This window comes from Desulfuromonas sp. DDH964 (assembly GCF_001611275.1).
Lineage (GTDB): Bacteria > Desulfobacterota > Desulfuromonadia > Desulfuromonadales > DDH964 > DDH964.
Genome location: NZ_CP015080.1, coordinates 3,491,004 through 3,505,452 on the forward strand (window position 1 = coordinate 3,491,004; position 14,449 = coordinate 3,505,452).

Consider the following 14,449-nt stretch of genomic DNA (forward strand, 5'->3'; position numbering starts at 1 on the left):
AGCCAACAACGAAGAATAAGGGCAGGAACCGGAAAAGAGAGGACCGTCGATGAAGATCAAGATGACCCATTTGCGCCAGCTCGAGGCGGAAAGCATCCACATCCTGCGCGAGGTCGTCGCCGAGTTCGAGAACCCGGTGATGCTCTACTCGGTGGGGAAGGACTCGGCGGTGATGCTGCATCTGGCGCGAAAGGCCTTCTTCCCGGCGCGCCCCCCCTTCCCGCTGCTGCACGTCGACACCACCTGGAAGTTCCGGGAGATGATCGAGTTTCGCGATCGGATGGCGCGGGAGGCGGGCTTCGATCTGCTGGTCCACATCAACGAGGAAGGGGTCAACGAGGGGGTCTCCCCCTTTTCCCACGGCAGCACCCTCTACACCGACATCATGAAGACCGAAGGACTCAAGCAGGCCCTCGACAAGTACCGCTTCGACGCCGCCTTCGGCGGCGCCCGGCGTGACGAGGAGAAGTCGCGGGCCAAAGAGCGGATTTTCTCCTTCCGCAGCGAGAACCACCGCTGGGACCCGAAGAACCAGCGCCCCGAACTCTGGAACATCTACAACGCCCGGGTAAAAAAGGGGGAGAGCATCCGCGCCTTTCCCCTCTCCAACTGGACCGAGCTCGACGTCTGGCAATACATCTACCTGGAGCAAATCCCCATCGTCCCCCTCTACTACGCGGCCATGCGGCCGGTGGTGAAGCGGGACGGCATACTGATTATGGTCGACGACGAGCGCCTGCAACTGCGCCCCGGCGAAAAGGTCGAGATGAAATCGGTGCGCTTTCGCACCCTCGGTTGTTACCCGCTGACCGGCGCGGTGGAATCGAGCGCTGCGACCCTGCCGGAGATCATCCAGGAGATGCTGCTGACCCGCACCTCCGAGCGCCAGGGGCGCCTGATCGACCATGACCAGGCCGGAAGCATGGAGAAGAAGAAGCAGGAAGGATATTTCTAAGGGGAATTTTGAATGTTGAATTCTGGATTTTGAATCAAAAGTTGGGTTCAATTCCCCGCAGCTTGCTGCGCGATTTTTACTAAGGGTGTAGGCTGTTGATACCCCGTAGCTTGCTGCGGGGTAGTTCATTCGAAATTCAAAATTCAAAATTCATAATTTCCGTAATCGGAGATTACAAAAAATGAGTCACCAGTCCGAACTGATCGCCAGCGACATCCAGGCCTATCTCAAGTCCCAGGAGGAGAAGGGGCTGCTGCGCTTTATCACCTGCGGCAGCGTCGACGACGGCAAGAGCACCCTGATCGGCCGGATGCTGTGGGATTCGAAACTGATCTTCGAGGACCAGCTGGCGGCGCTGGAGGCCGACAGCAAGCGGGTCGGCACCCAGGGGGAGGCGATCGACTACGCCCTGCTCCTCGACGGCCTGCAGGCCGAGCGCGAGCAGGGGATCACTATCGATGTCGCCTACCGTTACTTCTCCACCGACCGGCGCAAGTTCATCGTCGCCGACACCCCCGGTCACGAGCAGTACACCCGCAACATGGTGACCGGCGCCTCCACCGCCCAGGTAGCGGTGATCCTCATCGATGCCCGCAAGGGAATCCTGACCCAGACCCGGCGCCACAGCTACCTGGTTTCGCTGGTCGGCATCCGCCACGTGGTCCTGGCGATCAACAAGATGGATCTGGTCGGTTACGACGGCGAACGCTTTGCCGGGATCGTACGCGATTACGAGGTCTTTGCCGCCGGTCTCGGCTTCGACCAGGTTGCCGCCATTCCGATTTCGGCCCTCAAGGGGGACAACGTCCTGACCCGCAGCGATCGCACCCCCTGGTATCAGGGGCCGCCCCTGCTCGAGTTCCTAGAGCAGGTTGAGGTGGCGGATACCGCGCTGCGCAAACCCTTCCGGATGCGGGTGCAATGGGTCAACCGTCCCCACCTCGACTTCCGCGGCTACTGCGGCACCGTCGCCTCCGGGGTGGTGCGCCCCGGCGACGAACTGGTGGTTGCCGCCTCCGGGCAGACCAGCAAAATAGCGCGCATCGTCACCCTGGACGGCGACCTCGACGAGGCGGTGGCCGGCCAGGCGGTCACCCTGACCCTGGCCGACGAACTCGACATCAGCCGCGGTGATACCCTGGCCGCGGCCTCCGATCGCCCCTACCAGGAGGATGGCTTCGAGGCCAAGCTGGTCTGGCTGCACGAGGAGCCCCTGGTGCCCGGACGCAGCTACCTGCTCAAAGCCGGCGCCGCCACCACGCCGGCAAGGGTCCGACAGCTGCGCTTCAAGGTCAATGTCAACAGCCTGCAGCAGGAAGCGGGGGAGGCCCTCGCTCTCAACGAGGTCGGCATCTGCAACATCACCCTCGACCGGCCGATCGCCTTCGACTCCTACCGGGAAAATCGCGGCACCGGCAACTTCATCCTCATCGATCGGCAGACCAACGCCACGGTCGGCGCCGGCATGATCCATCAGCCGCTCCTCGCCGGGGTTGGCGAGCACTGGTCGGCGCTGGCGCTCGACCGCGCCGCCCTCGCCCGCCAGAAGGACCAGGTCCCCGGGGTCCTCTGGTTCAGCGCTGCCGAAGCGGCCAAGGCCGAGCAGTTGGCGAGCCTGGTCGCAAAACGGCTTTACGCCCGCGGCCGCCATGTCTTTCTGCTCGGCTCTCACGCCGTCGGCCGGTCGCAGAAACAGGGCGACCGGACCTCCCCGGACCGGCTCGGCGCCGACGCGAGGTTGCTGGTCGAGGCCGGGCTGATCGTCCTCGCCCCGCTCCCCGCAGCGCCGGCCGGAGGGCGCCAAGCGATCCTTTCCTCCCTTGCGCCGGCAGACTGCCGTGAAGTCTGCATCGGCGCTCTGCCCGAGGCCACGGAAGGCCCCTGGGGGCAGTTTCCGGTCGCGGAGGAGATTACCGCCGAACTGGCCGAGCAGGTGGTACGGCAGCTCTTTCCCTGAGTTGGCTTAAATGAATCAACACGGGTATATTTCTGGTAGTCTTTTCCGATGATCGCTCCACTCTGCCCCAGGCAAGGAAACGAAAGATGACACTGCCCCCCCAGCAGCTGCGCCTCGACGGCATCTACCAGCAGCCCGCCCCCGACCGCTTCATGCAGCGCATCAAGGTCCCCGCTGGCGCCCTCTCCAGCGAGCAGGCCCTCAAGGTCGCGGAGCTGGCCGGCCGCTATGCCGGCGGTCGCCTCCATCTCACCACCCGCGGCAGCATCGAACTGCACGACGTCGCCGGCGCCGATCTTGCCGAGGTCAACCGCGGCATGGCCGCCGTCGGCCTGACCGGCCGCGGCGCCTGCGGCGGCGCGGTGCGGGGGATTGCCTGCAGCACCACGGCCGGCATCCACTACGATCGCTGCCAGGCGCTGGCGCGGCGGCTTCATCGCCACTTCGTCGGCAACCCCTGGTTTGAAGGCCTGCCGAAAAAGTTCAAGATCGGCGTTGATGGCGATGAGGAGCGGGGGCGCCACCTGATCCAGGATCTCGGGCTGGTTTTCGCCGGCCTCAAGGAGGGGACGCCGCTCTGGGACGTCTGGTGCGCCGGGGGGCTCGGGCGCGAGCCGCGGCCCGCCTTCCTGCTCGCCAACCGCGTCCCCGAAGAACGGGTGATTCCCCTGGTCGAGGCGGTGCTGCGGGTCTACGCTGCCCAGGCGCCGGCCGGACGCCGCCTCAAGTTCGTTCTCGCCGAGATCGGTGAAGAAAACTTCCGCGATCTGCTCCGCGCCGAGACCGGTGCGCCGCCAAGGCCGCAGTTCGACCGCGGCCTTGGCAAACTCCTCACCGCGGAAAGGGACGACCGGATCGAACCGCTCACCGCCCGGGTCTTCGCCGGCGAACTCGCCGCCGGGAGCCTGCGTCTGCTCGCCGTGGCGGCGCAGCAGTGGGCGGGCGGCACCCTTCTGCTCAGCGCCGATCAGGACCTCGCCTTTCTGCCCGATTCGGCCGAAGCCCGCACCAACCTGGCCGCGGCGCTGGCCGCAGCCGGCTTTGACGGCCGCTCTCCCGAGCAGCAGGTCTGCTTCCGGGTCTGCCCCGGCAGCCACGAATGCCGCATGGGCCTGGCACCGACCCGCGACCTCGCCCGCCAATTGATCGCCGGCGCCCCCCTCGAACTCAAGAGCCTGAGCTGGGCGATTTCCGGCTGCCCCAACTCCTGTTCCCAGCCACAACTGGCAGACATCGGCATTGTTACCAGCCGCGCCGGCAAGGACCAGAATGGCCAGGGCCAGCCGCGCTTCGACCTCTATCAGCGTACTGCTGCAGGATTTGGCAAACGCATTGCGCCCGGGTTATCAGCGGTTGACTTGACCGCGGAGATTTCCCGTCTTTCCATTCCCCGGTAACCTAAGGAGCCTGACCATGAGCCAGATTTACAATGACAACTCCCTCGCCATCGGCCGCACCCCGCTGGTGCGCCTGCAACGCCTGGCGCCGGCCGGTACCACCATCCTCGCCAAGATCGAGGGGCGCAACCCCGCCTACTCGGTCAAGTGCCGCATCGGCGCCTCCATGGTCTGGGACGCCGAGAAGAAGGGGCTGCTCGGTCCCGGCAAGGAGATGGTCGAGCCGACCAGCGGCAACACCGGCATTGCGCTCGCTTTCGTCGCTGCCGCCCGCGGCATCCCGATCACCCTGACCATGCCCGAGACGATGAGCCTGGAACGCCGCAAGGTCCTCAAGGCCTTCGGCGCCAACCTCGTCCTCACCCCCGGGGCCAAGGGGATGGCCGGGGCGATCGCCGCCGCCGAAGAACTGGCGGCGAGTGATCCGAACCGCTATGTTCTTCTCCACCAGTTCAAGAACCCGGCGAATCCCGCCATCCACGAACAGACCACCGGCCCCGAGATCTGGGACGATACCGATGGCAAGGTCGACGTGGTGGTCTCCGGGGTCGGCACCGGCGGTACCATCACCGGCATCTCACGCTACATCAAGCAGACCCGCGGCAGGCAGATCCTCTCGGTGGCGGTCGAGCCAAGCGACAGCCCGGTGATCAGCCAGAAGCTTGCCGGCGCCGAATTGCGCCCCGGCCCGCACAAGATCCAGGGAATCGGCGCCGGCTTCATCCCCGACACCCTTGACCTGTCCATCGTCGACCGGGTCGAGCAGGTCAGCAACGACGAAGCGATCGAAACCGCCCGCGACCTCGCCCTGCAGGAAGGAATTCTCTCCGGCATTTCCTGCGGCGCGGCAACAGCGGTGGCGATCCGCCTGGCGAAACTGCCGGAATTCAAGGGGAAGACGATCGTGGTCATTCTCCCCGACTCGGGCGAGCGCTACCTTTCCAGCGTGCTTTTCGAGGGAATTGCCTGAAAACTGAAAATGAATTCTTTATCAAGGTGGTTGACACCGGAGAGTTCATTCTTTACGATATCCGTCAACATAACGCAGCAGCGTTCTTATCGAGAGTGGCGGAGGGACAGGCCCGTTGATGCCACAGCAACCGGTCCGCAGGGTGCGGATGCCAGGTGCTAATTCCTGCCCACCGGAGCCGAAAGGGGCGACGGAGGGAAAGATGAGGACGGAGCTTCGCCGGGCGATCTCCCTTCCGATTCGTGCCGCGAAGCCCCTTCTCATCCCCACGAGAAGGGGCTTTTTGCATGCCCCGCAACCTGCAAGGGGATGACCGATGACGACGACAACCAAACAACTCACCCTGGAGAGCCGGCTGGTCCAGACCGGCGTCGGCCGCGACGAGCGCACCGGCGGCATCAGCTTCCCGATCTACCCGAGTGCCACCTACCGCCATCCCGCCGTCGGTGCGAGCACCGGCTACGACTACACCCGCTCCGGCAACCCGACCCGGCAGCTGCTCGAGGAAACCCTGGCCGACCTCGAGGGGGGCGCTCGCGGACTTGCCTTCGCCTCGGGAATGGCGGCGCTGACCACCCTCTTCCTGCACTTCTCTGCCGGCGACCACCTGCTCGTCTCCCAGGACCTCTACGGCGGCACCTACCGGGTCCTCGACCAGGTCTTTGGCAAGTTCGGCCTTGCGGCGAGCTACGTCGATACCACCGATCCTGCAGCCGTTGCCGCCGCCATCCGCCCCGAATCAAAAGCACTGCTGGTCGAAACCCCCGGCAATCCGCTCCTCGGCGTGGCCGACCTGGCGGCGCTCGGCGCCCTCTGCCGGCGCCACGACCTCCTCTTCATCGTCGACAACACCTTCCTGACCCCGGTGCTGCAGCGCCCCTTCGACTTCGGCGCCGACGTCACCGTCTACTCGGCGACCAAGTACCTCGGCGGCCACAGCGACCTGCTCGCCGGCGCCCTGGTCGCCCGCACCCCGGAGCTGGGAGAGCGCCTCTACTTCCTGCAGAACTCCACCGGCGGCACCCTGCCGCCTCAGGACTGCTGGCTGCTGCTGCGCTCCCTCAAGACCCTCCCCCTGCGCCTCGAACGGCACTGTGCCAGCGCCCTGGAGATTGCCCATTGGCTGCAGGAGCATCCCAGGGTCCGAACGGTCTACTACCCGGGGCTGGCGAACCACCCCGGCCACCAGCTGTCACGCCGGCAGGCATCCGGTTTTGGCGGCATGCTCTCCTTCCGCGTCGACACGGCAGCGACCGCGCGGCAGGTCCTGGAGCGCATCCGGGTGATCTCCTTTGCCGAGAGCCTCGGCGGTGTCGAGTCGCTGCTGACCCTGCCGGCGGTGCAGACCCATGGCGACATCCCGGAAGGAGAGCGTCAGCGCCTCGGCATCTGCGATTCACTGCTGCGCCTTTCGGTGGGAATCGAGAGCGCCTGTGATATTATCGGGGATCTCGAACAGGCTCTGGCGTAGGGCTTATAAGTCCTATGGGACCTATTAGACCGATAAGACCAATAAAGGAACGCCCCCCATGACTGTTGCCAAAAACTACCGCACCGCCACCCTGCTGGTTCACCAGGGGCATGATCGCGACCCGGCGACCGGGGCGGCGGTGGTGCCGATCTACCCGGCCTCCACCTACCACCACCCCGGCGGCAAATCGGGCGAGTTCGACTACTCGCGCAGCGGCAATCCGAGCCGCCAGCAGGTCGAGGAGGCGATCGCCCTCCTCGAGGGAGGCTGCCGCGGCTTCGCCTATGCCACCGGCATGGCGGCGGTCGGCAGCGCCCTGGCCCTCTTCAAGAGCGGCGACCACCTGATCGCGCCCGAAGATCTCTACGGCGGCAGCTGGCGCTATCTTAACCAGGTCCTCCCCCAGCAGGGGATCGAGGTCAGCTTCGTCGATACCTGCGAGGTCGCCAGGATCGCTGCCGCCATCCAGCCGACGACCCGCGGCATCTTTCTAGAGACCCCCTCCAACCCGCTCTTCAAGATCACCGACCTGCGGGGGGTGGTGGCGCTGGCAAAGGAGCGGAACCTGCTGACCCTGCTCGACAACACCTTCATGACGCCGCTGCTGCAGCGCCCCCTCGACCTCGGCATCGATGTCGTGATTCACAGCGCCACCAAGTTCCTCGGCGGGCATTCGGACCTGATGGCCGGACTGGTCGCCGTCGCCGACCTGGAGCTGGGCAAACGCCTCAAGTTCTTCCAGAACGCCTTCGGCGCCGTCCTCTCCCCCTTCGACTGCTTTCTCCTCGCGCGGGGGATCAAGACCCTCAAGCTGCGCCTTGAAGCGTCACAGCAGAACGCCGCGATCCTCGCCGAGCGCCTTGCCGCCCATCCGGCGGTAGACCGGGTCCTCTATCCCGGCCGCAGCGACTTCCCCGGGCGCGCCACCCATTTCGCCCAGGCGAGCGGCGCCGGCGCCATCCTCGCTTTCGAGCTCCGCGAAAGCAGCGCGGTCCGCCCCCTGCTGGAGAAGCTCCGGCTGCCGATCATCGCTCCCAGCCTCGGCGGCGTGGAGACGATCCTCACCCACTGCTGGAGCATGTCCCACGCCGCCATCCCCGCCGCCGACAAGCGCCGGCTCGGCATCCGCGAATCGCTGGTACGGATCTCCGCCGGCATCGAGGATGTCGAGGATCTCTGGGAGGACCTGCAGCAGGCTCTCGCCTGAGTCAAGGCGATTGACAAGGTTCCGGCATTCCGCTAGAGTTCGGCCTTACAACCGCATAGCAGCGTCTTTATCAAGAGTGGTGGAGGGACAGGCCCTGTGAAACCACAGCAACCGGTCCGCGCCAGCGGGCGCCAGGTGCTAATTCCTGCCCGGGCAACCGGGCGAGATGAGGACGGAGCCCGAACGATTCGCCACCGGCATCCGGCATCCAACGGCCCCTTCCCATCGAACCAGGGAAGGGGCCGTTGCATTTTCCGGAGTAGCGTTTTGACCGGTTCCGTCGGTATCGTCACAACTGAATACGCTCATTTCGACACCGAACTGCGCCTCGAAAGCGGCCGCCTGCTCGGGCCGCTGACCCTCGCCTACGAGACCTACGGCACCCTCAACGCCAACCGGTCCAACGCGATCCTGGTCTGCCACGCCTGGACCGGCGATGCCCACGCCGCCGGCCGCAATAGCAATGAAGACCGCAAACCGGGCTGGTGGGACGACATGATCGGCCCGGGCAAGGTCCTCGACACCGACCGCTACTTCATCCTCTCCTCCAACGTCATCGGCTCCTGCAAGGGCTCCACCGGGCCGGCCAGTCTCAACCCGCGCACCGGCAAGCCCTACAACCTCACCTTCCCGGTGCTGATGGTGCGCGACATGGTGCGTGCCCAGAAACTCCTCCTCGACCGCCTCGGGATTCCCTCCCTCGTCACCGTCATCGGCGGCAGCATGGGGGCAATGCAGGCCCTCGAGTGGGGGATCCTCTACCCGCAGGTGGTGCGTTCGATCATCCCCATCGCCGGCACCGGCCGCACCTCGCCGATGGCGATCGCCCTCAACGCCCTCGCCCGCCAGGCGATCTTCAACGACCCCCAGTGGAAGAAGGGGAATTACAAGCCCGAGCACCCCCCTGCTGACGGCCTCGCCCTGGCACGGGCGGTGGGGCACATCTCCTTCCTCTCCGATGCCTCGATGCATCTCAAGTTCGGCCGCCGCTATTCGGTGCGCGACGGCCAGTTCGACTTCTTCGGCCAGTTCGAGGTGGAGCGCTACCTCAAGTACAACGGTCAGAACTTCGTCGATCGCTTCGACACCAACAGCTTCCTCTACCTCGCCAAGGCCCTCGACCTCTATGACGTCGCCTGGAACTTCGACGGCCTCGAGGACGCCCTGGCGCATCTTGACTGCCCGTCGCTCTGGTTCGCCTTCACCTCCGACTGGCTCTACCCCCCGGGGCAGACCGAGGAAGTGGTCAAGGTCCTCGAAGGGCTCGGCAAGGAGGTCGCCTACCACCTGATCGAATCGGATTACGGCCACGACTCCTTCCTGGTCGAGCCGGAGAAGTTCACGCCGATGGTGGTGGAGTTCCTCGACGGGCTGGCGGTCTGACCCCGCGGGAAATCGTCGCCGGCGCCCTTCCCTCCCCCTGCTTTTCTGCTAAACCCATTTAAAGTTCCCCCTAACCTTGGCGGTGAAGCGATGGTCACGCTTTCGGACCTGCCCATCGTCGGCGGGGCCTACCTGATACTAGTGCAGGCCCCCTCCATAGATACCGGACCATCCGGTATCCTTTGAGAAACAAGAAACCCTCTCAAAGAAAGGAGCCTGCACCATGAAATTCTACACGAAACAGCACCAATTCTATTGCGGCGTCGATCTGCATGCAGACGCCATGTACGTCTGCATCCTTGATGCGACCGGCGAGGTGGTGGTTCATCAGAACATCCCGACCAAACCGAAAAACTTCCTGCGACTGATCAAACCCTACCGCTCCGGCATCGTGGTCGGCTGCGAGTGCATGTTTACCTGGTACTGGCTGGCCGATCTGTGCACCGAGCAGGAGATTGACTTCGTCCTCGGTCATGCCCTCTACATGAAGGCAATTCACGGCGGCAAGGCCAAGAACGATCGCATCGATTCCCACAAGATCGCCGTACTGCTGCGCGGCGGTTCTTTTCCGCTGGCCTATACCTACCCCAAGCCGATGCGGGCGACGAGGGACTTGCTGCGCCGCCGCAATCATCTCGCCCGCAAACGGGGCGAACTCTTCGCCCACATCCAGAACACCGCCACCCAGTACAACCTCCCCGAGCCGCTGGGACGTATCGCCAAACCGAGCGAGCGCGGTGATCTGCTCAAAAAGTTTCCCGATTCGGTGGTACGTCGCATGGTCGAGGTCGACCTGCTCACCATCGAACATTACGAACAGCTGCTGGATCGACTGGAGCGGGAACTGGAGCGCATCGCCACCGGTCATGATCCGATCAACCTGGCGCTGCTCAAATCGATTCCCGGGGTCGGCAAGATCCTCGGCATGGTGATGCTCTACGAGATCGAGGACATCGCCCGCTTCCCCCGCGAGCAGGACTTTGCCTCCTATTGCCGGCTGGTCAAGCCGGGCAAGGAATCGAACGGCAAGCATTATGGCCATTCGGGCAAGAAGATCGGCAACGCCCATCTGCGCTGGGCTTTTGGCGAGGCCGTGGTGCTGATGCTCAAAGGGAACAAGCCGGCTCAAACCATGCTGCAACGCCTGGCCAGCAAGCACGGCAAGGGGAAAGCCCTGGCCATCCTGGCCCATCGTCTCGGTCGTGCCGTCTATTACATGCTCAAAAATCAGGTGCCCTTCGACCAGGACAGGTTCCTGCGCAAGGCCGCCTGACGCGGAGGGGGCGGATCAGCCAGACCGTCTAACTGGAGGCAACCACAGCGGCGAGATAAGCTCGGCGGCCATAAGCAAGCGCAGACTTCTGGGCCAACAGCCCGACTTGGGCCGCATCATCCGCCAACTTCCGCCAGCCGGTTTGTTTTGATTGGAGGTCCGCCCCGCTCCAACAGCTTGCGCGATGGTCCAAAGGGCCCGCGCCGGATTCTGCCCCTTCCCCGATCCCGCACCTAACTGCGGCCATCGGCACCAAGATGGACCTCGCTATTTTGATTGGGACGGCATGAGGGCACGAGCGTGATTCCAGGCGGCAGGGAGAACCAGGTCGACAAAGACCGGCCCCTGCATCAAGAGCCTCGATAAGTGTTTGGAGCAGAATTCGTCTGCAGCCAGAAGAGAATCCCAAGCCGGAACCCGGTTGGCTCTTAAGTGATCAGTCGCATGTCAAAGAACGGGAGGGAAAACCTTTTTCGTTATCGGACTTTTTTACCCTTGACGGCCGGGGGCCTGATAAGTGTTGGGCGGCTGCCTGACCGGTTTCTACCTGGTCCGCCTGCGCTGCAGCGAGGATATTCGCACCTTCGGCCGCGGCAGCACCGGCGCCCGCAACGTCGGCCGCTGCCCTTTCCCTGGGGCGAAGCTATCGACCTGGAGGCGGTGCGCCGGCAGCTCGACCGCGCCCCGGCTTCCGGCGAACCGAAGCGCCGTCCCCGGCCACTGGCGCCGGCTTTCAGGGCAGCTTCTGGAAATCCCGGACCTCCATGCTCAGGGGGCTGCTGTTGACCCGGAAGATCCCCGAGTAGTAGCCGAGCACGTTGCCGGCCCCATCCTTGCGGGTCAGGTCGATGGCGACGTCGGTGTCGAAGGGGAGATAGGCCAGGCTGCGGTCGTTGAACCAATTGGGGGTGAAGCTCTGGTTGGGCGTGACGCTGGTCATGTACCAGCCGGTGCCCAAGGCGTCAATGACGAAGACGGAATTCTGGGTGGTCCCCGGCTGAATAGTGAACTCCAGGGAGCCGACATAGCCGGCACTGAAGAAACAGGCCGAGGTGTCGCTGTCCACCAGATCGAGATAGGCGCCGGTGGTCGGGTCGAGGGGCCCGAAGTTGGTCGGCCCCGCGGTGCAGACCGGGTTATCGGACAGGGTCAGGTTCGCCTGCCGGGTGAGCTCCTGGCGGACGCCGTTTGTTTTGGCGAAGGTCAGGGTCGCCTGGTGCGGTCCCAGGGCCAGGAGATTGGCGTAGAGCTCGTCCACCGCAACCTGGACCTGAACGGGGTTGCCGGGGGTGATCTGCCCGGATGCCGGGGTGACGTCGAGCCAGGTGTCGTCGGCGCTCACCGCGTAATCGATGGGAAAGTCCGAGGAGAGAGAGTAGGTGACGCTGGTCGGGTGGTAGGGACCGAGAGGTTGACCGCTGAAATTGACGGCCCCCTCCGGGGTGACGGTGAGGGGCGCCTTGACCGTCAGGGTCACGGCCTTTTGCTGCACGTCGCTGAAGGCGCCGGCGCCGGTGTTGGTCAGGGTGACGACGCCGGTATAGGTCCCCGGGGCGAAGCTCTTGGCCTTGTTGTCGTCGATGCTCACGGTCAGCGTCGAGGCCCCGCCCGCCGGGGCGACGCCGGAGGCGGCGGAGACCAGCAGCCAATTGACGGAGCTGGTGGCAGTCCAGGGAATCGGCCCGTTGACCGCGCTGATGTCGAAGGACAGGTCGGCGCCGGCAGGGCCGCCCTGGGGATAGTCGAAGACAAGATAGCCGCCGGAGACGTTCATCAGCGGCTGCAGAAAGAGGCTGCGGCTGCTGTCGCCCTTATGGTTGGTCTGGTTGGTGAAGGTCACCCGGGCGGTCTGGGTGCGGGCCGGCAGCAGCGGCGCCTTGCTGTCGTCGACGCTGAGGGTCACCGTCACCGGGATCCCGGCGGCGACGCTCCCCGAAGCCGGGGTCACCGTCAGCCAGTCGGCGTCGGAGGCGACCGCGTAGTCAATGGTGCCGAGGTCCGAGCCGAGGGTGAAGTCGACGCTGTGCCCGGAGAAGTCCCCTCCTTCGGGCAGGGCGGCGACCAGGTAGGAGTCCGGCCCCGGCTCGACGGTCATCGACTGTTCCCGGGTGGTCAGGTAGACAAAGCGTTTGGTGTTCCCCTCGCCGTTGGAGGTGTTGGTGAAGGTCAGGGTCCCCTTGTAGGATCCCTTGCCCAGGGCCTCGGCATTGTCGTTGAGGCTGACGGCAAAGGTGTCGAAGCCGGGCGCGGCGACGTTGCTGCCGCTGGCCGGGGCGATGGTCAGCCAGTCGACGTCGCTCGCCGCCGACCAGTCGATGCTGCCGTCCTTGGAGCGGATCACGTAGTTGGAGCTGGCGGGGTCGAAGGGACCGCCGATCACCCCCGAGAAGGACCGGTCGGCGGTGTCCAGAACCTGCATGTAGGGGCGCTTGCACTGGAAGAGGGGGGTTTCGACGGCAAACAGCGCCTTCTCCACCTCGCCGAGGGAGGCGCCGAGGATCTCCCCGGTGACGCCGGCGGTGCCGCCGACCCCCGCCGACAGGTTGCACCAGGGATCGGCGTTGATGTCGGCCGTGAGCTTGAGATAACCCTCGGCGCCGAGGAAGGGACCGCCGACGCCGTAAATGAAGAAGATCAGCCGCGGGGTGATGTAGCCCTTGGCCTCCAGGTTGGCCTCCATGGTCGGCGGGGTGTAGGTGAAACTCTTGGTCAGGTCGTTGATCACGCTCCAGGCACCGTTTTTCCGCTCGATGCCGGCGGTGTAGGAAAGGAACTGGTGGACCCCGGTGGTGACGGAGGAATTGATACCGGCCTTGGCGCCAATCACGAACTTGAGGACCGGACGGATATAGACCGGCACGATTCCGACCATGACCAACTTGGGCGAGAACTTGACCTGGCCAATCTCTTTTTCCTTCTGCGCCTCCAGCTGGTAATCGCCGATCAGGCGGACGTCCGCCTCCTCGCTGGCGGTCGCCTTGGCGGTCAGTTCCTGGAGCCTGGCACCGCTGATTTTGATGCCCAGGGTCGGGGTCAGAGAGAACTTGAGGCTGCCCTTGAAGCGCAGCCCCTGGATCAACTGGTCGTTGACGGTCAGTACCATTTCGCCGAGGGCCGCCTTGCGGGGGCCGGCCGCTGCGGCGACGCTCGGCTCGAAGGCGATGCCGTCGTGGATGAAGGAGGTCTCTTCGATGTCCGCCATGGTCAGCGGCTCGGAAAAGTCGATCTGGCCCTGTTCGATGGCGTCGGTGAGGTGGGCCTGTTCGGTTGCCACCACCACCGAGCCACTGGCTTGGCTGACCGAGACTACCTTGCGCAGCAGGCCATCGGGGGTGAGAGCGGTGGCCGGCACCACCAGCACGTCCCCGCTCTGCAGCGCCTGCAACTGGGGCGTGGCGGCGGCGAAGGTCAGGGTGCTGCCGTCGGCCGCCGCCGCACTGAGCTCGGCCAGGGTGGCCGAATCGAGGAGCTTGGTGGTGGCCGGGATGACGGGAGAGAGGCCGCCCGAGCCGCCGTCCCCCGCCGAGGAGCCTCCCCCGCCGCCGCAACCGGCGACGAACAGCCCAAGCACTGCCACCATCAGGATCAGTCGAACCAGCCTGCCGATACTGAACTGCTTCATAAAACGACCTCCTTCCCTGAAAAAATTCCGAACCAACGCGCCGGCATATCCGCCCTGCCCACAGGCCGACGTTTGGAGCCCGAGACCATCCCCGCGCCGACCTCAACGGCCATCGAAGTACGGGGTTTTAATACCACCCTTCACTGACAAATCACTGACAAGGGGACGCTGGGGAACTTATGCCGAGCAAGCTGAAGGAACAGGTCGAAGACGC

9 protein-coding genes and 2 riboswitches are annotated in these 14,449 nt (G+C 64.9%); of the genes, 8 read left to right on the plus strand and 1 reads right to left on the minus strand.

Annotation, left to right across the window (positions count from 1 at the left end; translation table 11 throughout):
• The first annotated feature begins 49 nt into the window (after window positions 1-49).
• From cysD to DBW_RS16010, 8 genes are all read left to right on the plus strand, one after another.
• Window positions 50-955, plus strand: a complete 906-nt coding sequence (gene cysD, locus DBW_RS15975) for a sulfate adenylyltransferase subunit CysD (RefSeq protein ID WP_066728857.1) — start codon at window positions 50-52, stop codon at window positions 953-955.
• Between the two features lie 181 nt (window positions 956-1,136).
• Entirely contained in the window at window positions 1,137-2,912 is a 1,776-nt protein-coding gene (gene cysN, locus DBW_RS15980) for a sulfate adenylyltransferase subunit CysN (protein WP_066728859.1), read from the plus strand.
• Between the two features lie 86 nt (window positions 2,913-2,998).
• Entirely contained in the window at window positions 2,999-4,309 is a 1,311-nt protein-coding gene (locus DBW_RS15985; protein ID WP_066728861.1) for a nitrite/sulfite reductase, read from the plus strand.
• A gap of 16 nt (window positions 4,310-4,325) precedes the next feature.
• Window positions 4,326-5,279 (plus strand): cysteine synthase A, encoded by a 954-nt coding sequence (gene cysK / locus DBW_RS15990; RefSeq protein ID WP_066728863.1) that lies wholly within the window; start codon window positions 4,326-4,328, stop codon window positions 5,277-5,279.
• Window positions 5,280-5,362: 83 nt separating this feature from the next.
• A riboswitch (SAM riboswitch) is annotated at window positions 5,363-5,488 on the plus strand.
• Window positions 5,489-5,595: 107 nt separating this feature from the next.
• On the plus strand, window positions 5,596-6,750 hold the full coding sequence (locus DBW_RS15995) for a trans-sulfuration enzyme family protein (protein ID WP_066728865.1): 1,155 nt from the start codon (window positions 5,596-5,598) through the stop codon (window positions 6,748-6,750).
• A gap of 58 nt (window positions 6,751-6,808) precedes the next feature.
• Window positions 6,809-7,957 (plus strand): trans-sulfuration enzyme family protein, encoded by a 1,149-nt coding sequence (locus DBW_RS16000; RefSeq protein WP_066728867.1) that lies wholly within the window; start codon window positions 6,809-6,811, stop codon window positions 7,955-7,957.
• A 64-nt stretch (window positions 7,958-8,021) separates the two neighbouring features.
• Window positions 8,022-8,130: riboswitch (SAM riboswitch) on the plus strand.
• 94 nt (window positions 8,131-8,224) lie between these two features.
• Window positions 8,225-9,340 (plus strand): homoserine O-acetyltransferase MetX, encoded by a 1,116-nt coding sequence (metX, locus tag DBW_RS16005; RefSeq protein WP_066728871.1) that lies wholly within the window; start codon window positions 8,225-8,227, stop codon window positions 9,338-9,340.
• 223 nt (window positions 9,341-9,563) lie between these two features.
• A complete protein-coding gene (locus DBW_RS16010; RefSeq protein ID WP_066723639.1) occupies window positions 9,564-10,613 on the plus strand; it encodes an IS110 family transposase in 1,050 nt (349 codons plus the stop codon).
• Window positions 10,614-11,346: 733 nt separating this feature from the next.
• Here DBW_RS16010 and DBW_RS16015 read toward each other — a convergent pair.
• Complete coding sequence (locus DBW_RS16015; RefSeq protein WP_066728874.1) at window positions 11,347-14,235, minus strand: BACON domain-containing protein; 2,889 nt, start codon at window positions 14,233-14,235, stop codon at window positions 11,347-11,349.
• Window positions 14,236-14,449 lie beyond the last annotated feature (214 nt).